Source organism: Colwellia sp. Bg11-28 (assembly GCF_002836245.1).
Lineage (GTDB): Bacteria > Pseudomonadota > Gammaproteobacteria > Enterobacterales > Alteromonadaceae > Colwellia > Colwellia psychrerythraea_A.
The window spans coordinates 443,233-466,252 of record NZ_PJBA01000006.1 but is presented as its reverse complement, the minus strand read 5'-3'; the positions used below and the strand labels follow the sequence as shown (position 1 = coordinate 466,252).

24 protein-coding genes are annotated in these 23,020 nt (G+C 34.9%); 12 read left to right on the top strand and 12 right to left on the bottom strand.

Features of this window, described 5'->3' with window-relative positions; genetic code table 11:
- Positions 1-9: 9 nt before the first annotated feature.
- Positions 10-360, bottom strand: coding sequence for a Grx4 family monothiol glutaredoxin (locus CXF79_RS08995; RefSeq protein WP_101154693.1), 351 nt, complete (start codon positions 358-360; stop codon positions 10-12).
- A 272-nt stretch (positions 361-632) separates the two neighbouring features.
- On the opposite strand from CXF79_RS08995, the gene CXF79_RS08990 reads away from it, so the two are divergent.
- Entirely contained in the window at positions 633-1,217 is a 585-nt protein-coding gene (locus CXF79_RS08990) for a Fe-Mn family superoxide dismutase (protein ID WP_101154692.1), read from the top strand.
- 737 nt (positions 1,218-1,954) lie between these two features.
- Here the strand turns inward: CXF79_RS08990 and lolE are convergent.
- The 3 genes from lolE to CXF79_RS08975 are packed head-to-tail and all read right to left on the bottom strand — an operon-like array spanning position 1,955 to position 5,273.
- Positions 1,955-3,223 (bottom strand): lipoprotein-releasing ABC transporter permease subunit LolE, encoded by a 1,269-nt coding sequence (gene lolE / locus CXF79_RS08985; RefSeq protein WP_011044237.1) that lies wholly within the window; start codon positions 3,221-3,223, stop codon positions 1,955-1,957.
- Positions 3,216-3,992 (bottom strand): lipoprotein-releasing ABC transporter ATP-binding protein LolD, encoded by a 777-nt coding sequence (gene lolD / locus CXF79_RS08980; protein WP_101154691.1) that lies wholly within the window; start codon positions 3,990-3,992, stop codon positions 3,216-3,218. The genes lolE and lolD overlap by 8 nt, the downstream gene beginning before the upstream one ends.
- Positions 3,993-4,004: 12 nt before the next feature.
- A complete protein-coding gene (locus CXF79_RS08975; protein WP_011044239.1) occupies positions 4,005-5,273 on the bottom strand; it encodes a lipoprotein-releasing ABC transporter permease subunit in 1,269 nt (422 codons plus the stop codon).
- A gap of 193 nt (positions 5,274-5,466) precedes the next feature.
- Here CXF79_RS08975 and CXF79_RS08970 point away from each other — a divergent pair, with 193 nt between their 5' ends.
- Positions 5,467-6,069: a PilZ domain-containing protein gene (locus tag CXF79_RS08970; protein WP_011044240.1), complete on the top strand. Its 603-nt coding sequence runs from the start codon at positions 5,467-5,469 to the stop codon at positions 6,067-6,069.
- Positions 6,070-6,145: 76 nt separating this feature from the next.
- Positions 6,146-6,313 (top strand): DUF2897 family protein, encoded by a 168-nt coding sequence (locus CXF79_RS08965; protein ID WP_101154690.1) that lies wholly within the window; start codon positions 6,146-6,148, stop codon positions 6,311-6,313.
- A gap of 13 nt (positions 6,314-6,326) precedes the next feature.
- Here CXF79_RS08965 and ppiC read toward each other — a convergent pair whose 3' ends face one another.
- On the bottom strand, positions 6,327-6,605 hold the full coding sequence (gene ppiC, locus CXF79_RS08960; protein WP_011044242.1) for a peptidylprolyl isomerase PpiC: 279 nt from the start codon (positions 6,603-6,605) through the stop codon (positions 6,327-6,329).
- Positions 6,606-6,780: 175 nt separating this feature from the next.
- Here ppiC and can point away from each other — a divergent pair, with 175 nt between their 5' ends.
- Positions 6,781-7,380, top strand: a complete 600-nt coding sequence (gene can / locus CXF79_RS08955) for a carbonate dehydratase (protein ID WP_011044243.1) — start codon at positions 6,781-6,783, stop codon at positions 7,378-7,380.
- Between the two features lie 111 nt (positions 7,381-7,491).
- On the opposite strand, the gene hppD is transcribed toward can, so the two are convergent.
- The gene (hppD, locus tag CXF79_RS08950) at positions 7,492-8,547 is read right to left on the bottom strand and encodes a 4-hydroxyphenylpyruvate dioxygenase (RefSeq protein WP_101154689.1); all 1,056 of its coding nucleotides are present in this window, start codon (positions 8,545-8,547) and stop codon (positions 7,492-7,494) included.
- Positions 8,548-9,056: 509 nt separating this feature from the next.
- Here hppD and CXF79_RS08945 point away from each other — a divergent pair.
- The 3 genes from CXF79_RS08945 to CXF79_RS08935 all read left to right on the top strand — a co-directional run bounded on the left by CXF79_RS08945 (position 9,057) and on the right by CXF79_RS08935 (position 14,021).
- A complete protein-coding gene (locus CXF79_RS08945; protein WP_011044245.1) occupies positions 9,057-10,991 on the top strand; it encodes a PrkA family serine protein kinase in 1,935 nt (644 codons plus the stop codon).
- Between the two features lie 194 nt (positions 10,992-11,185).
- On the top strand, positions 11,186-12,463 hold the full coding sequence (locus CXF79_RS08940) for a YeaH/YhbH family protein (RefSeq protein ID WP_011044246.1): 1,278 nt from the start codon (positions 11,186-11,188) through the stop codon (positions 12,461-12,463).
- A gap of 19 nt (positions 12,464-12,482) precedes the next feature.
- The gene (locus tag CXF79_RS08935; protein WP_011044247.1) at positions 12,483-14,021 is read left to right on the top strand and encodes a SpoVR family protein; all 1,539 of its coding nucleotides are present in this window, start codon (positions 12,483-12,485) and stop codon (positions 14,019-14,021) included.
- Positions 14,022-14,071: 50 nt separating this feature from the next.
- Here the strand turns inward: CXF79_RS08935 and fadR are convergent, their stop codons facing one another.
- The 4 genes from fadR to CXF79_RS08915 all read right to left on the bottom strand — a co-directional run bounded on the left by fadR (position 14,072) and on the right by CXF79_RS08915 (position 18,274).
- A complete protein-coding gene (fadR, locus tag CXF79_RS08930) occupies positions 14,072-14,785 on the bottom strand; it encodes a fatty acid metabolism transcriptional regulator FadR (RefSeq protein WP_011044248.1) in 714 nt (237 codons plus the stop codon).
- 554 nt (positions 14,786-15,339) lie between these two features.
- Positions 15,340-16,008 carry a hypothetical protein gene (locus CXF79_RS08925; RefSeq protein ID WP_101154688.1) on the bottom strand — a complete coding sequence of 223 codons (669 nt, stop codon included), beginning with the start codon at positions 16,006-16,008 and terminating at the stop codon, positions 15,340-15,342.
- Positions 16,009-16,116: 108 nt separating this feature from the next.
- Complete coding sequence (locus CXF79_RS08920; protein ID WP_101154687.1) at positions 16,117-16,728, bottom strand: hypothetical protein; 612 nt, start codon at positions 16,726-16,728, stop codon at positions 16,117-16,119.
- A gap of 676 nt (positions 16,729-17,404) precedes the next feature.
- Positions 17,405-18,274 carry a LysR family transcriptional regulator gene (locus CXF79_RS08915; protein WP_101154686.1) on the bottom strand — a complete coding sequence of 290 codons (870 nt, stop codon included), beginning with the start codon at positions 18,272-18,274 and terminating at the stop codon, positions 17,405-17,407.
- A 103-nt stretch (positions 18,275-18,377) separates the two neighbouring features.
- Here CXF79_RS08915 and CXF79_RS08910 point away from each other — a divergent pair, with 103 nt between their 5' ends.
- The 5 genes from CXF79_RS08910 (at position 18,378) to CXF79_RS08890 (ending at position 21,329) form a co-directional block, all read left to right on the top strand.
- Entirely contained in the window at positions 18,378-19,004 is a 627-nt protein-coding gene (locus CXF79_RS08910; RefSeq protein ID WP_101154685.1) for a LysE family translocator, read from the top strand.
- Between the two features lie 16 nt (positions 19,005-19,020).
- The gene (locus CXF79_RS08905; protein ID WP_101154684.1) at positions 19,021-19,737 is read left to right on the top strand and encodes a glutathione binding-like protein; all 717 of its coding nucleotides are present in this window, start codon (positions 19,021-19,023) and stop codon (positions 19,735-19,737) included.
- Between the two features lie 2 nt (positions 19,738-19,739).
- Positions 19,740-20,408, top strand: a complete 669-nt coding sequence (locus CXF79_RS08900; RefSeq protein WP_101154683.1) for a glutathione S-transferase N-terminal domain-containing protein — start codon at positions 19,740-19,742, stop codon at positions 20,406-20,408.
- 139 nt (positions 20,409-20,547) lie between these two features.
- Complete coding sequence (locus tag CXF79_RS08895; protein WP_054202994.1) at positions 20,548-20,877, top strand: hypothetical protein; 330 nt, start codon at positions 20,548-20,550, stop codon at positions 20,875-20,877.
- Entirely contained in the window at positions 20,874-21,329 is a 456-nt protein-coding gene (locus CXF79_RS08890) for a GNAT family N-acetyltransferase (protein ID WP_101154682.1), read from the top strand. The genes CXF79_RS08895 and CXF79_RS08890 overlap by 4 nt, the downstream gene beginning before the upstream one ends.
- A gap of 268 nt (positions 21,330-21,597) precedes the next feature.
- On the opposite strand, the gene CXF79_RS08885 is transcribed toward CXF79_RS08890, so the two are convergent.
- Both CXF79_RS08885 and rhlP read right to left on the bottom strand, forming a co-directional pair.
- A complete protein-coding gene (locus tag CXF79_RS08885; RefSeq protein ID WP_101154681.1) occupies positions 21,598-21,927 on the bottom strand; it encodes a hypothetical protein in 330 nt (109 codons plus the stop codon).
- Between the two features lie 67 nt (positions 21,928-21,994).
- Positions 21,995-22,852 (bottom strand): rhombotarget lipoprotein, encoded by an 858-nt coding sequence (gene rhlP, locus CXF79_RS08880; protein ID WP_101154680.1) that lies wholly within the window; start codon positions 22,850-22,852, stop codon positions 21,995-21,997.
- Positions 22,853-23,020: the final 168 nt, after the last annotated feature.

The window sequence follows — 23,020 nt, the reverse complement described above, 5'->3', positions numbered from 1 at the left end:
TAATATTTATTATGCGTCTGCTGAACTATCTTCTGCTGATGCATTTTTTGCCGCGGCAGCTTTCACTAAGGTTTGTAATTCACCTTGTTGAAACATTTCCATAATAATATCACAGCCACCTACTAACTCGCCGTCAACCCATAATTGCGGGAAGGTTGGCCAATCAGCATATTTAGGTAATTCTGCACGAATATCAGGGTTCTGTAAAATATCAACATAAGCAAATTTTTCTTCACAAGAAATTAATGCTTGTGATGCTTGTGATGAAAAGCCACAGTTTGGTAATTTAGGAGACCCTTTCATATATAGCAAGATCGTATTTTCGCTAATTTGTTCTTTAATGCGCTCAATTGTATCCATAATACCCTCTCTTAATTAATACTTATTCTATTCTTTTGCACTCAGATACCTTACATATGGAGATAAAAAACAAATTATCAACTCTTTTCAATACAAGGTAATAGAATAAGTACTATTATATAAATAGCTTAGCTATTGATTTTAAAATATATAGCCTTGAAAGTAGCCTTCACAATACCTATATATAAATAATACTTGAGTATTTTACTCAAGTTTATATAAAAACACACCCATTTTTGGTTAAAAATTAGAATTACAATTAGGAGAGTATAATGTCCATTGAATTACCAGCATTACCTTACGAGCAAAACGCATTAGAACCGCACATTTCAGCAGAAACGTTATCATTCCATTACGGAAAGCATCACAATACTTATGTAGTTAAGCTTAATGGCTTAATTGGCGGAACTGAATTTGAAAATAAAAGCTTAGAAGAGATTGTTAAAACGTCTTCAGCTGGAATTTTTAATAATGCAGCACAAATATGGAATCATACTTTTTATTGGAATAGCTTAAGTCCAAACGCTGGTGGTGAACCATCAGGTGATTTATTAGTTGCAATCAATAGTAACTTTGGTTCTTTTGCTGAGTTTAAAGCTAAATTCACTGATAGTGCTATCAACAACTTCGGCTCTAGCTGGACTTGGTTAGTAAAGAATGCCGATGGCAGTTTAGCTATCGTTAATACTTCAAATGCAGCAACACCATTGACTGACGAAGGTGTTACGCCACTTATTACTGTAGATTTATGGGAACATGCTTACTACATTGATTACCGTAACGTAAGACCTGATTACCTTAACGGTTTTTGGGCATTAGCTAACTGGGATTTTGCTCAAGCTAACTTTAGCTCGTAAAGACAAAATTTATGCAGACTTAGCAAAGGTTTCTGATCTTTGTTAGGTCTTCTCTAAACAAAATATTCTACTTAACTGCAAAAACACTCCAGCGTCTTTCTCACTAGCAATATTCAAATGTACAAATCCACCAAAATCACTACTTGATCTAAACAGCTAAACATAAAAGTTCTCTAGCCAATTTATCATCTAGGATCATTTTTTGATTTATACGGGGAGAACGGCATATATTATTTACATTATATTTTCTGATTCTGAAAAACAATCTAAAAATAATTAATAGGTACGCTGAGGTAAATAGACTGAGCCACATTTAAATAAAAATCAACTTATGTATAAAAATTCAGTCTGAAACCCTATTAAACTGGGCTTAATGAAAAAAAACGAATAGTTATTCATTTTATTAATAACCTAACCCCTTAGCCCTCTTCGCATTAGTTTTTATAATGCGAAAGATGCATTTTTTTTAGTTTGTCGAAGTAAATAAAGACTATTATGATGGTTTTGTTTTCTGAGTTAGCGCAATGATGTTTTACTTCGTACTCTTACGGAGACATCATTAACTATGATTACTCCGAAATGATAGCTTACTATCTTTTCTCTCTGACATGTTTCTTGGAATGTAATTTCCTTATATCAACTTGATGTTATAGTTGGCCCGCACTTAGTTTGCGGGCTTTTTTTTGAGTTTTTTTTAGCGGATTAGCTTTTTATTGAAGTAGGATGAATCGCGGTAGTTATAACTGACCTAGCACTTGCGCAGGTTCTATTTTAGTCGCTCGCCATGCTGGATATAACGTTGCCAAAAGGCTCATAATGAGTGCGGTAATAATTGTGATATACACATCACTCGCATGAAGAACACTGGGTAAGTAGTTAATAAAGTACACATCGCCAGACAAGAAGGTAATTCCCATTAACTGCTCTAGCGTGCTAATAATATCGGTAAGGTTTAAAGCTAAATAAACACCGCACATAGCGCCTAACAAGCTGCCTACAACACCATTAACCAGACCTTGTGCAATAAAAGCCAGCATAATGGTACTTGAGCTTGCTCCCATAGTTTTTAAAATAGCGATATCACCTTGTTTTTCATTAACCGCCATAATAAGGGTTGAAACAATATTAAAACTAGCCACTCCGATAACTAACACCAAGACAATAAACATCACCATACGCACTAGTTGAATGTCATTAAATAAATGTCCTTGGGTTCGAGTCCAGTTATTAATATAAACATAGTGGTCGAAATTATAGGCGACCTGTCGGGCAATTTTAGGCGCAGAAAAAACATCAGTAACTTTTAAACGTATGCTTTGTGTTTCATTCTCTTTATATCCCATGACCTCACTGGCTAGCGTCAGAGGGATATAAGCTAACGTTTCATCTACTGTGCCACCAAATTTAAAAATACCAACCACTTCTACCTGACGGGTAATCGGCGCAGAAAACACTTGCTTAACATCATTGCTTCCCCCAGGTGGTGGTAACAATAGTTGTATTTTATCACCGAGTTCTACCGATAACTTTGTTGCCACACCACTACCAATAACAATGGTGTTTTCATTTAACTCACTAGCCATTAAAGCTTGCCACTCACCAGCAATAATATAATCATCAATGCTTGATACTTGCTTTTCAAGTTTCGCATCTACGCCACGAACCTCTACGGCCTTGAGCTTTAAACCGTGTTGTAGCATTCCTGTCATTTTAATAACTGGCGCAGCCGCAATGACTGACGATTCTATTTCTACTTTTTCAATACTTTTTGGCCAATCTTTTATTGGCTCATTAACGCTGACTAACTCAACATGCGGTACTATCGAAAGAAGTTTTTCAGATAGTTCTCGTTCAAAGCCATTCATAGCACTAAGAACTACAATAAGCACAGTGACACCTAAAGCTATACCGATAGTAGAAGAAGCTGAGATAAACGCCGAAAAACCATTCCCGTGTCGACCTCGGACATAACGCCAGCCTAAAAAAATACTTAACGGTTTAAACATGACGTTCATTTGCCTGAGATTCATTATCTTTAATGCTATTCGCAGGATCGGTGATACTTGAAGTAGGAGGTAATGCTTGCTCACTGTTATCCGAAAGTGGTCTTAGTTGCCCTTGAACTAACTTTACTTGCCTATCCATACGATTCGCTAAGACCAGATCATGAGTGACGATAACAAAACTTGTCTGGGCTGTTTTATTTAAACTACGAATCAATTGATAAATTTGTTCCGCTGTATCGCTATCTAAGTTACCGGTAGGCTCATCAGCTAACACTAAAGATGGCTTAGTCACCAATGCACGAGCTATTGCTACACGCTGACGCTCGCCGCCTGACAATTGTGAAGGTCGGTAATCAATTCGGTGAGACAAACCCACTTGGTCGAGCATTTCTTTAGCTGCTAACAATGCATCCTTTGGTTTTTCACCTCGGATCATTAATGGCATCGCTACATTTTCTTGAGCATTAAACTCCATCATCAAGTGATGAAATTGATAAATAAAGCCAATATGTTCATTTCTAAATTTGGCTCTTTCTTTATCAGACAACTGATGGATATCAATATTATTAATAAGCACCTTGCCTGAACTTGGCGAGTCTAATGCACCGGCAAGGTGTAAAAAGGTACTTTTTCCGCAGCCAGAGCTCCCAACTACCGCAAGTAACTCTCCTTTATCAACACTTAGTTCTAAGTCATTTAAGACCTTAGTTTCGATGTCACCTTGTATATATGACTTAGAAAGCTGACAACATTGTAATACTTTACTCATTAATTTTTGGCCTTATTCATTTCGTAATACCTGAGCTGGCTGAGTAGTCGAGGCTTGGTATGCAGGATAAAGTGTGGCAAGAAAGCTCATTGCGAGTGCAGATAAAATAATAGTAAGCACATCAAACCACTCAAGTTTTATTGGTAAGTCTTGCATACCAAAACCAAATAAATTAACCCCTACCACTAACAAGATACTGTTCAAATTTAGCGCTAATATCACGCCAAGAAGTCCACCTAAGCTAACTCCCCACAGGCCATTAACCATACCTTGAGTGATAAATATTTTTATAACCTCAATTCGCGCTAAACCTAATGTTTGCAATATGCCTATTTCAGCTTGTTTTTCAACAACAACCATCACTAACGCAGAAACAATATTAAATGCAGCCACAGCCACGATTAAACTTAACATTAACCACATCATATTTTTTTCCATTTTCACGGCTGAAAATAATGCTCCTTGGCTCTCATCCCAAGTACTAAAATTAATAGAATCGAGTGTTTTACTATGCTCTGTATTTTGTTGCTTCTGCTCAAGGTTTTTCACTACGGTTTTGGCATTAAATGCATCATCTAAATATAGGCGTAATTTATCAATACCATCACCCGTTCGCCTGAGTAATTTCGCACCATAGCGACTATCAACGTAAACCATGGCATCATCAACCTGTGAACCAATATGAAAAATACCCGCAACAGTAAAAACGCGTTGTACCGGAATGCGCCCCATCGGAGTAAAAACACTTTTATTAGGCAGTACTAAGCGAACCTCATCGCCAAGAGAAACCTGTAATTTATTGGCTAAAGATTGCCCTAAGACTAAAGAATAACTTTGTGTCGAGAGATTCTCCATACTACCAGCAACCATATGAGTACTTACGATATTTTTTTGTTCAAATTTAGGCATGATACCTTGAACTAAAACACCTTGAAGCCCTTTAGTTGATTGGATCAGAGCCTCACTCTCAAGAAAAGGTGTTACTCGCAGCACATTGGGTTGAGTCAGTAACTCTTCACGTAAGTTTTGCCAGGATTTCTCTTGGTCAGTACCCGTATCTATAGTGCTAAAGTCACTAACAATTACGTGGGGAACTATACCTAATATACGTTTCTTTAATTCGCCTTCAAAACCATTCATTACAGAAACAACGGTTATAAGCGCAGCCACCCCTAATAAAATACCAACAGTGGAAAAGAAAGTTATAAAAGAAACAAAGCCTGTATGGCTTTTACTACGACTATAGCGTAGCCCGATGAAGATACTAATAGGTTGAAACATTGAGGTATTTTTATTTTATCTGGTACTGATTTAGATTGTTCTGTAGCATAACACAGTCACTATCATTGTCTGAGATAAATAGCCGCTGAGATATTGTTAGTTACAATTCTCTACTATAAGTACTGCTATTGCATTAATTAATATGCTTTCAACTATTTATGAAAGCACTATCTTCTACACGGAAATAAATAACATGAGCACTCTTTCTCTCGATCAAAAATTAGCACAATATGATGAGTTTTTTGCCATTGAACATGAGTTCTCGGTAAATATCCTGCCTATTGATAATACTGACGACTGCAGTTATGACAAATTTATTTCCAGTATGCCTATGCCTTTCAAACTCGCTACTGATATGAGCACAATAGATCAATCAGCTTTACGATCATTACAAGGCATAGGTAACAGTGCTTCTCAGCTTGTTAGTTTTCTTAATCAACAATCAAAAAAAATTGACTTACTTATTGGCTATATTCTGAGTCAGCAAGATGAGTTACAACATAGATACCAAGGGATAAAGTTTGGTGGCGGCGGCATTAAGTTTGTTACTCCAAAGGCGTTTAATATAGGCCAATTACTTGAGCTTAAAATATTCCTGCTAGAAAGTCACTGTGCTATATATTGCTATGGTGAAGTCATCGAGGTTGAAGCAGCTAACGAACTATTTATCCACAAAGTTACTTTTCATTTTATTCGTGAAGAAGACAGAGAAACCTTAGTACGTGGCAGCTTACATGAGCAATCTAAACAATTACAAAAGCTGGCAAAATTACGTAATCAAGAAAGTGAACAGTAAGTCACACTCTTCTCATTAGAATATGATGTCGCACTTCATTGCGATAAAAAACGACTACCAATAAGGATTATAACCTATGTCAATCACAGCCATAATCATTACAGCCCTCGCTATTGGTATTATAGTTGGAGGCATTTTAGTAATAAAAAAATCAGCGCATAAGTTCAATTTAACTGCAGAGCAGTTAGCCGATATTAAAAAGCGTAATAAAGAACTAGAAAAGGAAGAGAAGGATCAGGAATAAACAATCTAACTAATTAACTTCGGTATAAGGTTTTTATTAAATGGTAGCCAAATTTTGTTTTTATAGGTCCATGAACTTTTAATAAGGGCCTTTTAAAAACAACATCATCAAATGCTTTAACCATTTGCCCACGACGAAACTCCCCTAAATCACCACCTTTTTTCTTAGATGGGCAAAGTGAATGCTTCTTTGCAAGGGCTCCAAAATTAGCACCTTTATCAAGTTGTGTTTTTAATTCTACCGCTAGTTTTTCCGTTTTTACTAGAATATGTAGGGCACATGCACTCGCCATAACGTTTACCTATCAGATTATCATTGCCGTTATTATACTATACCCAAGCACTCTGAAACCTGCATATTGATTGGTAGTGGGTATATAGATACTATCATTACAAATAATTACTTTTACTTACCTTTTCTATGACATAAAATGTCATGAATTTAACTACTCAATGTGGACTTAACTTATGACAAAAATCCAACACCTGTTTGATAATAATAAACAATGGGCAGAAAGAATCACTAAAGAAGACCCTAACTTCTTTAAAGCACTATCTGAACAACAATCACCAAAATATTTATGGATAGGTTGCTCTGACTCCCGCGTACCTGCAAACGCTCTTTTAAACATGGATCCTGGAGAGGTTTTTGTACACCGTAACATTGCCAATCAAGTTATTCATACAGACTTAAATTGTTTATCTGTTATTCAATACGCTGTGGATGTATTGAAAGTACAACATATTATTGTTTGTGGTCACTACGGTTGTGGTGGTATTAGTGCAGCTCTTGATAATAAGAGTCATGGTCTGATAGACAATTGGTTACGTCACATAGAAGATGTTTACCGTTTCCATAAAGAAGAAATGGACAAATTGACTGATGAAACAGAACGTATTAACTTACTATGTGAGCTTAATGTTATGGAGCAAGTCGCTAATATCTGTAATACCACTACCTTAGTCAATGCCTGGAAAAATAACCAAGATACGACAGTGCATGGCGTAGTGTACAACTTACATGATGGTATTTTAAAAGACTTAAACGTATCAGCTACGGGTAAATAAGTTCTAACTTTCTAAATGATACTGACTTAAAAACTTAGCTTCAAAAAATAAAAAGCCAACAAACTCATAGAGCTTGTTGGCTTTTAAATTTACGATGTTTGGGACGTTTATTTATAAAACGCCACGTTCCATTTGATTTAACTCAATTGATTTAAATAGAGTTGAAAAGTTTCCCTCTCCAAAACCCTGATCGTCAACACGTTGAATCATTTCAATAAAAATTGGGCCAAATAAATTTTTAGTGAATATTTGCAGTAAATAAGAGTCTTCACTTTGGCTATCAACTAAAATTTGATGTTCCTTAATACGCGCTTTATCTTCTTTTACCCAAGGTACGCGGTCAAAAATTTCATCATAATACTCAGGAACGATATTAAGTGTATCAACAATTGATCGATCTAACTTATCAAGAGAGCCAACAAGATCATCTGTGATAAAAGCTAAATGTTGTACACCTGGACCATTGTACTCATTAAGGTATTCATCAATTTGGTTATCTTTACTGCCCTTCCCTTCATTAATTGGGATGCAGAATTTACCACAAGGTGATGCAAGTGCGTAAGAAATCAAAGCGGTTTTAACACCTTTAATATCAAAGTATCTAACCTCAGTAAAACCAAAGACGTCTTTATAAAAATCAGCCCATTTATGCATAGTGCCTTGATAAACATTATTGGTTAAATGGTCTACCGCTAAGAAACCTTTATCTTCAACTATTACTGGCTCAGCAATGTCTTCAAAGTCAGTGTCATAGATCAAGCCTTTGTTAGTACCTGTTTTAGCAAAATTTTCAATAAAATAGATAAGGCTATCACCAATACCAAAGATTGCGGGATATGGAAGTTTGTTTGCTTCATTTTCAGCAGATTTTGCTCCACGCTTGACCGCTTCGTTAAAGGCAAAGTTAGCGTCTTCTACGCGCCAGCCCATAGAACAGATAGCAGGACCATGACTTTTAGCGAACTCTTTAGAGAAACCCACTTTTTCTTTATTTAATAAAAAGTGGATATCATTCTGATTAAAATATTCAACATCACGTCCTTTCATTTTTTTAGTTTTTGAAAAACCAAAGCCATAAAAAGCTTTTTCCATAAAGTCTGAGTCTGGCGTGGCATATTCAGTAAATTCAATACCACACAATTTTAACGGGTTTTTGTTATCGGTCATTGTTATCTCTCTTTCATTCAATGTCTGTCTTAAAGCTATTATCTAGGGCAAATGATTAAAGCGAAAGTCCTCTAAGGACAAGGCTTAAAAGACGGTTGTAACAGAAGTTGTACGTGTCTTTGTACAAAAAAATAACTGACTGCTAACAAGCCTATACTATGGCTCGCAGCTTAGTGTAAAGAAATATAAACAGTCGCTTGATTGACTGCAGAAATAAGCAGTATTTGCTCATGTATAATTTAATATCTGCAGCTAAAGTTTCTAACTTCCTACTGGTAAAGCTAATACGCACTAAATCACCTTTGATTAATTAGAAATTAGCGAGTTAACTTAATGTGGCTTTTTCATACTAGTTACAATTTAATTACTAATTTCCTTAGCAAAATCAGCCAGAACGACTAACCTTAAAATATAGCAAGTGCTTTTTACCTTACCTTTGCAAGCTGTTAAGTGCTGGCTTTTACTATTTTAATCTTAGTGGATAGCATCGTATTTTTTTGGAGGTAGTTATGAGTATTTTTCAACATTATCAAACGCGCTATGAGCAAGCTCAACAAGAAGAGTTTGGTTTACAAGAATTCTTAACTATTTGTAAAGAAGATAATCTGGCTTATGCTAGTGCATCCGAACGTTTACTTACGGCTATTGGTGAGGCTGAAATGGTCGACACCGCGACCGATCCTAGGCTGAGCAGAATATTTTCCAACAGAGTTATCAAACGCTATCCTGCTTTTGCTGATTTTTATGGCATGGAAGAAGCTATTGAGCAAATTGTGTCTTATTTAAAACATGCTTCACAAGGATTAGAAGAGCATAAACAAATTTTATATTTATTAGGCCCGGTTGGCGGTGGTAAATCTTCTCTTGCTGAAAAATTAAAGTCTTTGATGCAACAAGAACCCATTTATGTTTTAAGCGCAAATGGTGTACGTAGCCCTGTTAATGATCATCCCTTTTGTTTATTTGATGCTCATTCAGATGGAAAGATTCTAAAAGAGGAATACAATATTCCTGGGCGGTATTTAAACAATATTATTTCTCCTTGGGCTGCGAAACGCTTACATGAATTTAAAGGTGATATTGCCCAATTTAAAGTAGTAAAAGTTTACCCATCCATTTTAGATCAAATTGCTATAGCTAAGACCGAACCGGGTGATGACAACAACCAAGACATCTCGGCACTCGTTGGTAAAGTTGATATTAGACAGCTTGAACATTTTGCTCAAAATGATGCCGATGCTTATAGCTATTCAGGTGCTTTATGTCGTGCAAATCAAGGCTTAATGGAATTTGTTGAAATGTTCAAAGCGCCTATTAAAGTGCTACACCCATTACTAACAGCTACCCAAGAAGGTAACTATAATCCTACAGAAGGGCTTTCAGCATTACCTTTCAACGGTATTTTACTCGCCCATTCAAATGAATCCGAATGGCAGACTTTCAGAAATAACAAAAACAACGAAGCATTCTTAGACCGAGTCTATATAGTTAAAGTGCCTTATTGCATGCGCGTTTCTGAAGAAGTTAACATTTATAAAAAACTACTTGAGCACAGTGAATTAAAAACTGCGCAGTGTGCACCAGACACCTTAGATATACTTGCACAATTCTCTGTATTATCTCGTTTAAAAGACCCCGTCAATTCAAGTATATATTCGAAAATGCGTGTGTATGACGGTGAAACGCTTAAGGATACCGATCCAAAAGCAAAATCCTATCAAGAGTATCGTGATTATGCTGGCATTGATGAAGGTATGTCAGGGCTATCAACTCGATTTGCTTTTAAAATTCTGTCACGGGTATTTAACTTCGATAGCGTTGAAGTAGCAGCAAACCCAGTTCACTTGTTTTATGTATTAGAGCAGCAAGTTGAACGAGAGCAACTACCTAAAGAAATCGCCGAACGCTATTTAGAATTTATCAAAGATTATTTAACGCCGGAATATATAGCATTCATAGGGAAGGAAATTCAAACCGCCTACTTAGAGTCTTACTCCGAGTATGGGCAAAATATTTTCGACCGTTATGTTACTTATGCAGATTTTTGGATTCAAGATCAAGAATATAGAGATGCTGAAACAGGTCAATTATTCGATCGACAATCATTGAATGATGAATTAGAAAAAATTGAAAAACCTGCAGGTATTAGCAATCCAAAAGATTTCCGTAATGAAATAGTGAACTTTGTACTGCGAGCAAAGGCTAATAATAATGGTAAAAATCCAGCTTGGACAAGTTATGAAAAGCTTAGAACGGTGATTGAGAAAAAAATGTTTTCCAATACTGAGGATTTACTACCCGTTATTTCTTTTAATGCTAAAACATCAACAGATGACCAACAAAAGCACGATGATTTTGTTAAACGAATGATGACAAAAGGCTATACCAGAAAGCAAGTGCGCTTATTGTCTGAATGGTATTTACGGGTTAGAAAGTCCTCTTAAGTTGTATCTCTAACAAAAAAGGATATATACCCGTTACCGAGCAAGATGCATGTTTAAAAGTTTGTGAGCCATTTCAGTTGCAGGCACAGTAATGAAATAGGATTACTCATAACCTTCTATGATGAGTTGTAAATGACTTTTCCTGCATTTTGAATGGTATCGGCTATGTACAGTAAAAGAGATAAGGAGAACGTATGACCAACTTTATTGATAGACGTCTTAATAGTAAAAATAAAAGTACGGTTAACCGTCAACGCTTTTTAAGACGCTATAAAAATCAAATTAAAAAATCTGTTTCCGATGCCATAAATCAACGTGGTGTGACAGATATTGATTCTGGTGAAAGCATAGTCATTCCAAACAGAGATCTATCTGAACCCACCTTTCACCAAGGTGATGGTGGTGTAAAAGATAGAGTTCACCCTGGAAATGATCAGTTTTCTACTGGTGATAGGATACCTCGTCCGCCAAAACAGCAAGGTCAAGGTGGAGGCCAAGGCGATGCAAGTGATAGTGGTGAAGGAGAAGACGACTTTACTTTTTCAATTTCTAAAGAAGAGTACTTAAATCTTCTTTTTGAGGATTTAGAGTTACCCAATCTTGAAAGAAATCAATTAGACAAATTAATTGAGTATAAAACAGTTCGTAGCGGCTTTTGTGCTGAAGGTGTTGCCTCAAATATAGATATTGTCAAATCATTACAAGGATCAATTGCCCGCCGTATAGCGATGACAGCTTCAAAGCGCAAACAGATAAAAGTACTTGAACTAGAGCTACAGGCTTTAAATAATGATAAACACGACAATATTCAACGAAAACGAGACTTAATCGCTGAAATTGAAACCTTAAAAAATAAAATATCTAAGGTTCCTTTTATTGATACTTTTGATTTAAGGTTTCGTAATTATGCCAAGCAAGCAGTTCCTACTTCAAAAGCGGTTATGTTTTGTTTAATGGATGTATCTGGCTCTATGGATCAAGCAACCAAAGAAATGGCTAAACGCTTTTATATTTTACTTTATTTATTTCTTAGCCGTACCTATAAGAATATTGATGTTGTTTATATAAGACACCATACGCAGGCTAAAGAGGTTGACGAGCATGAGTTCTTTTATTCGCAAGAAACGGGCGGAACCATTGCATCAAGTGCTCTAGAGCTTATGAATGACATAATCACTGAACGTTATAATGACAACCAGTGGAATATTTATGGTGCCCAAGCATCAGATGGTGATAACTGGGCAGACGACTCTCCTCGATGTCAGGCACTTTTAGAACAGCAAATATTGCCTAAAAGTCGATATTTTAGTTATATCGAAATAACCCAACGAGCCCACCAGACACTTTGGAAGCACTATCAACAAGTGGAAGAATCTCATACTAACTTTGCTATGCAGCACATAAAATCTGTTGCTGATATTTATCCTGTGTTTAGAAAGTTTTTCAAAAAAAATACAAAAAGTGCAGCTTAACAGAGTGAAGGGGTGATTGATGACAAATTATCAAAATGAAAAAATTCAAAAAGCAGACGTAACTCCGTTAGATGATACTCCTGACTGGACCTTTGATTTACTTGGGCAATATCAGCATGAAATTGCCCGAGTTGCAGACTTTTACCGTCTTGATACTTACACTAACCAAATAGAAGTCATCACTGCAGAACAAATGATGGATGCTTATGCTAGCGTAGGTATGCCCATTGGTTATAGTCACTGGACCTTTGGTAAAAAATTCATTCAAACAGAACAAAACTATAAACGTGGCCAAATGGGCTTAGCCTATGAAATAGTCATCAATTCAAGCCCTTGCATATCCTATCTCATGGAAGAAAATACGCTTACTATGCAAGCCCTCGTCATGGCACATGCTTGTTATGGCCATAACTCGTTTTTTAAGGGTAATTACTTATTTAAGTCATGGACTGATGCTAGCTCTATTATTGATTATTTGTTATTCGCAAAAAATTATATCGCTCAATGTGAGAAAAAATACGGCATTAGTGAAGTAGAGTCCACGTTAGACGCTTGTCATGCTTTAATGAGCCATGGTGTCGACCGATATAAACGACCACAAAAAATATCATTAGATGAAGAGCTTAAAAGACAATCTGAACGTGCTGAGTATTTACAGTCACAAGTAAACGCACTATGGCGTACGGTTCCTAAAAAAGAGCAGCAAGATAAAGATAATAAGTATAAATTCCCTAAAGAGCCCCAAGAAAACATTTTATATTTCATTGAAAAAAATGCGCCTCTATTACAACCTTGGCAAAGAGAGATAGTCAGAATTGTAAGAAAAATATCTCAGTATTTTTATCCACAAAAACAGACTCAAGTAATGAACGAGGGGTGGGCGTGTTTTTGGCATTACACTATTTTAAATCACTTATACGATGAAGGCTTAGTGACTGATAAGTTTATGCTGGAGTTTTTACATAGCCATACTAATGTTGTTGCGCAGCCCGAATATAATAGTAAATATTATTCAGGCATAAACCCTTATGCTTTAGGTTTTAATATGTTCATTGATATTCGGCGTATCTGCGAACACCCGACAGAAGAAGATAGAGAATATTTTCCTGAAATAGCAGGGAGTAACTGGGTAGATACTTTACATTTTGCCATGGAAAACTTTAAAGATGAAAGTTTTATCAGTCAGTATCTATCGCCAAAATTAATACGTGATTTTAAACTATTTCACATCCATGATGATAGTGATAATAATTATGTTGAAATTGGTGCTATTCATAATGAGCAAGGATATAAAAAAGTACGTCACAATTTGGCCAATCAGTATAACCTCAGTAATATTGAAGTAAATATCCAAATAGTTGATGCTAATATTGATGGTGACAGAGCGTTAACACTCCGCTATACGCCACATAACGACGTTAAACTGGGTAACTCTAAAGATGAGGTATTAAAACACTTACATTATTTATGGCACTTTGACGTTAAAATTATTCAAGAAGACATATCAGGTGAGGATAAAATCATTGCTAGTTGCCCACAAAAAAAAGAAGACGATTAAAATCGTCTTCTTTTTTGGTTTTTTTACTAGTTATTTGTCTAAATTAAACGTTAATCTTCTGAGAGCTCTTGTAACACTTCATCCTTGAGGTCACTCCAAAGTAGACCGGAATCAATACCATTTTGACGAACAGCAAAAATTGCTTCATCAAATTTTTCTGCTTTGGCCAACTCTATTAACTTTTTGTAATAATTTATCGATATTTCACGGCCCTTAGGGTTAGCGAAATATAAATTACCTATGCGAGAATATAAACCACTTAAACCGTTTAATATTAATAAATATATTGAATTACCTGAAGCTATAACCAAATCTTTATTTAGTTGATAATCAAATTGTGAAAATGCCTCTGCAGAATCTTCAACATCAATGTAGGCTTCTAATGATTCGATAGCTTTTTTGGGGTTATTCTTTAATGCAGCGCGAATATAAATTGCACTTATATTGGTACGCGCAGATAATAAATTATCAACTAAATCTGGAATTCCATCTTGATCTAATTGCACCAAGGTTTCCAGAATATTTAAACTAGATGTTTCCCAAAAATCATTTACTTTAGTTGGTTTACCATGCTGAATAGTTAACCAACCATCTCTAGCTAATCGCTGCAATACTTCTCTCAGAGTAGTTCGAGTTACCCCGATAAGTTCAGAAAGTTCGCGTTCAGCTGGCAATATAGATCCAGGAGGAAAACCACCATTCCAAATAGACTCAACGATATATTGTTCCGCAAATCCTGCTGGGCTTTTAGCTTTTATGACCATTGATGATAATTACCTAATGATATGTGTAAATAGGGGGATGATTATGACTGATTGTACCAGAAGTACGTTTATGCACAAGGATACAAAAATGACAAAATTTTTGATCACTGACAATTAAAATGAGAATCCACGGCAACCTGAGAATTAGTAAAATACATCCTATCAAAAAATTTATAACACTTCAGAAATTTTAATCATCATTAATGGGGTTTGTTTTACTTTTTTAATGATAAGTGTTTTAGGTATGTATGTGGGATACATCACTCATAAAGAGAATATCTTTCATGGAGAGTTACTATGAGAGAAAGTTCTAACCGTCACTATTGCCACTCAGCAGACTTAAGCCCATAATAATTTCATGATGTTTTTTTGAATGATTTTCTAAGGTTCACTTATGCCACTTTGCTGACATTAGCTAATAAACGATAAACAATGATTCAGATTAGATTTTGTATCGATTACGCCTAATTAACAGGCAAAAAATGGTTGGCTAAAATAAGCGACGAAAGAGCAAAAGCCAACTTTTTTTGTCCTTGTTTAATTTCTTGTTAGGTTTAATGCGTCTGAGTAGAAATATACTTAGCAGGACTAAAGAACAGTTTCTTTTTTATTAACGCATTGGTTTCACTATTTTTAAAGGTTAAATCTAAACTAAATCTAGAATTGGGATTTGGAGTTTCCGAATCGAATACGAGTAAATATTCAACCCAACCTGGTTTCATACAACTTTCTTCTTGATTTCTTAGCCTGTCTTTGACTACGTGAAAAGCACCTGACTCTAAAACACTCCAGTCAGTATAATTGTATACGCAAGTTGGTTTTGGATCTCGCCATTTTACAACATCTAATTTGGCTCCATCACTTAGTATTGATTTAAATGGGTAAAATGTGATTTTATTCTTCTCACCCTTTAGGCTAATACTAATCTGAAAAGGTCTTTCGCCAATAGAGCCTTTAAACTGTCCTCTTTCTTCAAAAGGGATGAACAACAGTTCAGAGTGACTACTTGTTGTTAAAGTATTGTATGGAATAACTCGAAGTTCAAATTCACCAAACTTTAGCTCACGAGACACAGCATCATCATAATATGTATAGGTTTTACTTGGATCAAAGTCAGATTCTTTGCTTAGACTTACAGCACTACCAGTGGAGTAACTTACAACTGCACAACTAGATATTAGCTGTAAGAATATTGAAAGTATTAAAAGTTTAGCAAATTCCATTTTAAACCTAACGCCCTCGTTAATGGGCAAAATATTGTTGGCTAAAATGTTGAGGAACGAAAACAGCCAACTGTATTTTGTCCTGATTTAACAGCTTGTTATGTGCGCCTATTTACATTCTTTGTAACCTTTAAACTTTCCAATTTTTACAAACTCAGTTTTTTGGGGAATTAAGTTTAAATTAGGAAAACGTTCACGAGCTAAAGCTAAGTCTTTTTCCGAGTTATCTTTAATGATTAATCCATTAGTGGTGGCTTGATAACTACCTAAATATAAAGCTTCACCAGCCTTTACCTTAATATTTAATTCATAAGGGTCTTGAGGACGTAAATATCTGCCCCAAGTAGGAGGGCCATTGTAGTACAAGCCCCAATTGTGGTTTGTATAATTTCCCTCTGGTAATTTTAATACATTCAAATGTACTACCTTATCATCTTCTACATAATTGATGTCAGATTCAGCAAGAGCAACAAAACCAACACACTCTGAGCTTTTATTAAAAAGAACATGGGGAGCTAATGGATCTGAATTAAACTTGTTAACAACAGAAACTATAATTACCCCCTCGTTAAGTAAGAGGGCTTTATTGTTATATTTTGAGTTGTAACTCGAACAACCAACTACCGAAATAGTTAAAATGCAAAGCACTAAAATATTCTTAAACTTATTCACCGAAAACTCCAAATTCGCAATAGCATATAACAGTTTATTAGGAGGCATGGTGCCTTACCTAAACAAGGCACCATGCCTCCTTTCATAATTCATTGCGCTCAACAATAACGGTTAATCGAATGATTTTCAAGGAATTAACAAGTACAAGGTACTTGTACTATAAGTTGAAAGAATCAGTTATGCCTTCTTTCTCTCAAAAGGTGGTACTACTTTTCAAACTGTACATAAAAACAGTAAAAAACAGACGTAATTCATTAGAAAATATAAGGCAAAAAAGTTCTCGCTAAAGTCTGCTTAGCGCACCAAGGGAACATAAGCTCAGCAATAAAACATTAGTTTTAGTATCTAATTGATATTTATAAAGAGGCTTACAATGAGAGATGAAATTATCGGAATTAGCTATGAAGTGGGTGAGTAATTTGGGGCCCTTTTTATCTTAATTTTTTATTAAGGGTTCCTATGGTGCTCCATTAGTATCTTTAGGTCAGGATAAATGGAAGTTTAAGTCCAATCGAGCATAGGAGTAACGGGAAGTTTATTAGAAATCAAAGACTTATCTATAAAAGTAAAATTAGAACTTAGTGTAAACACTAAAGGAAATAACTGGTTATTTTTGAGAATTATACAAGAATTAAAAAGGTAAATAAAATTAATTTATAACCTACGATTGGACAGATAGTTGTTTTAATCTCGCAATGATAAAATTAAAATACTGCAAATGCAGTTACCTCTGATAGTTTGAAACAAAATCAATAAACAATCGTATCTTGAGAGGTAATTGTTTTTTAGCTGGATAGAGTAAATGAACTGGTCGTGGGTTAGGTTCTTCTCCAATTAATATTCTAATCAAGGTGGAATTATCTAGGTTCTCTTTAAGCAGTGAAGATGGTTGAAGAATTATTCCTTTACCTTGGCAAGCTGCAACTCTTAAGCAATTACCACTATTACTCACAAATTTACTATCTTCAATCCGTAATGATTCTATTTGAAATTCTCTTTTCAACCTAGAGTGTGTTTGCCAAGGTTTAAATCCCAAAAATAGATGTGCTTCAAGATTATTAATGTTATTTGGTATACCAAAATCTTTTAAATATGCAGGAGAAGCACAAAATATGAGTTGTTGCTCATCGACTTTTTTAGAGATATAAGATGCATCCTTTAACTCACCGACTCTAAAGATCATATCAAAATCATCCAACAGTACATCAGACAATGAATCCGAAAGATCTAAATCAATATGAATATCAGGATACTTATCCATAAAATCACTAATGAGATAAGTTAACTGGTATGTGCCATACGTCACAGGAGCATTTATTTTTATGCGACCTTGAGGCTCTCCTGAAAAATATTCCATCTCATGCATCAGTTGTTGATATTGTGCAGATAACTTTGCCGCTTTACTCAAATACAACTCACCTGCCTCTGTTAGTTTTTGACCTCGTGTACTCCTACTCAAAAGCTTTACATTCACCTCTTTTTCTAAAAAATCAATGTATTTACTTACCATCGTTGGTGATAAGTCAAATTCATTAGCAACTTTAGAAAAGCTCTTTTCCCGACATACAGCAATAAAGATATCAATTGCTTTCATTCTATCCACTATAAACCCTCAGTAAAAACTGTTAACACTTAAACACTATTAATCATTTCATGCTAGCAAGATAGACTAGCTACGTAAACGAGTCGGAGAAAAAATGAACACATACTTTATCAGCTTTTTTATTTTGTCGTTAATCACGGTTTCAAGCCCAGGTACAGCGGTATTATTTACAATTAATAACACCTTGAATTACCGATTAACTAAAACATTTAGCGGGATTTTAGGGGTTGCTACTGGCATTTTACTTGTAGCAGTATGTGCCACGTTGCTCCTTATTTTTGCAGCAAATATATTAGACTTTGCTCTTCTGATAACTAGCGTTACTGGATCACTGTATTTTTTCTATTTATCATTTAACAGTTGGCAAAAGAGCATGCAAAAAGAGCATAAAAAAGACACACAGCTTAATTTATTTCAGCATGGAATATTGATCAGCTTATTGAACCCTAAAGCTCTTGCATTTTTTATTTTTATATTTCCTTTATACCTAGATACTAAAACAATTAGCTTTCACAAACCTGCTCTCTTATCACTAATATTCTCATTCAATGTAATTATTGTGCATAGCATATATACATACGTTTTTACACGTATAGCAAAATCAATTGACCTTAAAAAGCTCACTTATATCTTTAATAAAATATCAGCCGCCCTATTTTTTACATTCGGTACTTTGTTAATAAAACAAGCTATTGAAAACACATATAATTTATTCACTTAAGAAAACAGAGGTAAATATGATCGACTTATATTACTGGACTACACCTAATGGTCACAAAGCTACAATGGTGCTTGAAGAGTTGCAATTAGCATATAACATTCACCCGATAAATATTAGTGAAGGAGAGCAATTTTCAGAAAAATTTTCAAGTATCAGTCCAAACCAAAGGATCCCTGCAATCGTTGATAACTCGCCAAATGATTGTGATAAAAGTATAAATATTTTTGAGTCTGGTGCAATTTTACAATATTTAGCTGAGAAAACAGGTCACTTAATAGGAAATACAACTGAAGATAAATACAAAGTAATTCAGTGGTTAACTTGGCAAGTTGCTGGACTTGGACCAATGGCAGGGCAAAATCATCATTTTAGCCATTATGCTACTGATGAAGTACCTTACGCAATAAAGCGATACCAGAATGAGACAAGCCGTTTATATAGTGTTATGGACAAACAATTAGCATCTACTGAATACCTTGCAGGTAATTTCTACTCTATTGCTGACATAGCGTGCTTTCCTTGGATAAGAATTCATGAATATCAGAACCAAGATATTTCTAACTTTAAGCATCTAGAACGCTGGCTGAAAGCAGTAAGTAAAAGGCCTGCTACGATTAAAGCATTAGAAGTAGCTAAAAATATCAACACAAAACCAACTGTAAATGAAAAGGCTTCAAGTTTATTATTCAACCAAGTTAAGGTGACTACACCACATCAAAATAGCGAGAAATAAACATGATCAAATTATATGAATTAGCAGGTAAAAACAACGTCATTTTTAGCCCTTATTGTTGGCGAGTACGTTTAGCGTTATTACATAAAGAATTAGATTTTTTAAGTGTAAAAACAGCATTTACTGACATACAAAAAATATCTGACAGTAAATTTAAAACAGTTCCAGTTATCCATGATGGAAACGTAAATATGAACGATTCTTTTAAAATAATTGAGTATTTGGAGGCTAACTATCCTGAAAAACCCTCATTATTTAGTTCTAATGAGGGACGTGTTTTATCAATTTTTATTGAAGCATGGGCAAATTCTTTACATTCAGACATAGCGAGAATGGCAATTGCAGATATACATAGCCACTTGCAAGATCAAGACAAACCTTATTTTAGAAGAACGCGGGAAAGTTTCTTCGGCAAGAAGCTAGAAGATGTTCAACAAGAAAATTACGATACAGCTAAAGAAAGTTTTCTCTCAAAACTCAGTGTACTCGAAAAATATTTAACCAAAACTGAATTTATCGGGGGAGCTAGCCCACTATACCCAGATTTCATTGTTTTTGGCAGCTTACAGTGGTTATTTACAACTAGCCATACATTTGAGATTAATGAGTTAAGTAGCAACTGCAAAAATTGGTTTTTAAAGATTAGTCAGATTTATGTTATTCAGGGTTGAGGAGCTTAATCTGAAAGTACATAGCATTGATGAACTAGCGGAATAATGCTAACTGAGTCTAAATGAATATTACATACAGGAAATGTGATAACAGAACAAACTAAAATATTTCAACAGCTACCACCATTGGAGATGAATAATGATCACTAGAAAATGGACTGCACCAATACCCACATCTAAGCGTGATGAATATATAGATTATATAATGCAAACTGGCTTTGCAGATTATAAGAGTACAAAAGGTAATATAGGTGCGTTTTTAACGCTAGAAGAAAAAGACAATAAACTTTATTTTACAACACTGACTTTTTGGGACTCTTATGAGTCGATTAAAAATTTTGCAGGTGAAAATTATCATCTGGCAAAATATTACCCTAAGGACGATGATTTTCTTATTGACAAACCCAAGTATGTTGAACATCAAGAAGTCGTTTATGGTAATAGTGAGGCAATAAGGATGGACACATGAAAATAAGAAAAGCAGGTCAAGCAGATAAATCCCAAGTTATAAAAATAGTTGAGAGGCTTGCTGATTTTGAAACTCCATACTGGAGAACTGATAAAGAAATTGTAAAGGGTGATTTGAAAGTTATTGAGGCTTACTTTAATAAACGTCAATCAAACCAGTATTTGTATGTCGCAGAGCTAGAAAGCAAAGTAGTCGGCATTTTATTTGTAGAAACAAGACAAGACTTTTTTAACAATAAAAGTTTATTGCATATTTCTATTTTGGCCGTTCCTAAATTTCATGAAGGACTTGGTATTGGCTCTAAACTACTTAAATATTCTGAAGAATTTGCTCGCGAATTGAATATTACAAATATTAGTTTAAACGTTTTTTCCTCTAATCAACATGCAAGAGACATCTATATAAATAGAGGTTTTAATGAAGAAACAATATTTATGCTTAAAGAAGTATAAATTAAAACACGATAGGTAGCCTGTAGATAAACCTTAATTATTCACAGGCTTAACATTATCCCTTTTTGTCCCTTATTAAAACGAACAAAACACTAAATTCTTGAATTCAAATAAAAATAACCATTCAATCGCATCCATCGAGCAGTCGGAACAGATTTTGTATCGATAACGCTGCCATAAGCAGCTAAGTAACGTTGGCTAAAATAAGTGAAGAACGAACGCTACCCAACTATTGCGTGTCACCTTGATTTACTTGTATGTTTGAAGTTTACTGCTTGAAAGGAACCCACTTCCCTCTACTATTTTTCCACGTATCACCTGAGAAGGTATCAATTCTAAGTGCACGCCAACTTTTGCCAGTTGATATGATTTTAATAATATATTGTGACTCAGGGATAGGTTTAATATCGATAATAGGTTTCCACACTGTATTCTCAGACCACCAAGATTCACCTGTTACCCTATTAAATTTTACATGGCGTGTTTCACCTTGGGTGCCAATTGACACAATTTCTATACCATACCCTTCAGTAATATTAGTAGTCGAAGAACAACTTAAAATAGTTAAGAGTAAAGGCAGTAAAATAAGTTTTTTCATGAAAGCTACTCCTTAAGCTTGATTAAAGCATAACGCCTAAATAACAGGCAAAAATTGTTGGCTAAAATTAGCGACGAAGGAGAAAAAGCCAACTGTTTTTTGTCCTTGTTGATTTTCTTGTTAGCACTACGAACACCAAAACTAACAAATAATAACTCATTGAACCGCCACCACTATAACCTTTACGATGTTCAACCTTTGCAATTTTCTCTTCTTTTACTCTCGTTTTAAAGCGAGCAAGTTCTGCATCCAAATTAACTGTCATATCTGTAACAGCTAACCCGAAACCTTCTAATGATTTTTCAGAAAGTGTATCGTCAATTCCTACAGCAGTAGTTCTTTTTTCAAGTTTGTTTATACCGGGCGCTCTAAAAAGCATCTTTTTGCTTTTTATATCAAAAACAGCTGTATCAACAAATGTTTGAATAGAGTTTTCATTTCCAGGAATGACATACATTCCAACAATTGTCCAATAGAGCAATGCTGCATTATTTTCAAGTGATTGAGTTACTTGATCGTATGAAACAAGAGCCATAACATCAACGTCATATAGCCTTGCAACTTGCTCTAGAGTTGTAAAACCATCCCCACTTTGTAGGTATGTACTAGGTATAACCTCAATTCGATCAATATAATCATATTTGAGAAATGATTTTTTAACTTTTTCAAGAAGTTCTATTTGATCTTTACTATGAATCCCATCACGTTGCCAATTTTTAGATGGGACAAAAGCTAAACCTACTTTAACGGGTAATTTTAAAACTGGTATTTCTGGTTTATGTTCAGAACGGCTTGTTTCATCTGGATATAGAAAATCCATCAAGCTACTCGATTGCGTTTTCTTTCCAGTATTTTGGCTTAGTATCGAACTACATGAAGCTAAAAAAACTATCCCTAGTATTATGATTAATATTCTAGATTTCATCGACATCCCTTTTGGTAGCGTTAACAGCTTATTATGTAGACGTCTCAGTAACTCCCATCTACTTGATTGTTGAATAAAATAACTCAATATTATTTAATTTCAAAGTCTTATTATATTATTACAGGTGTTTTTTATGGGAAAATCAGGTTATTACTGATACGTCTCAGT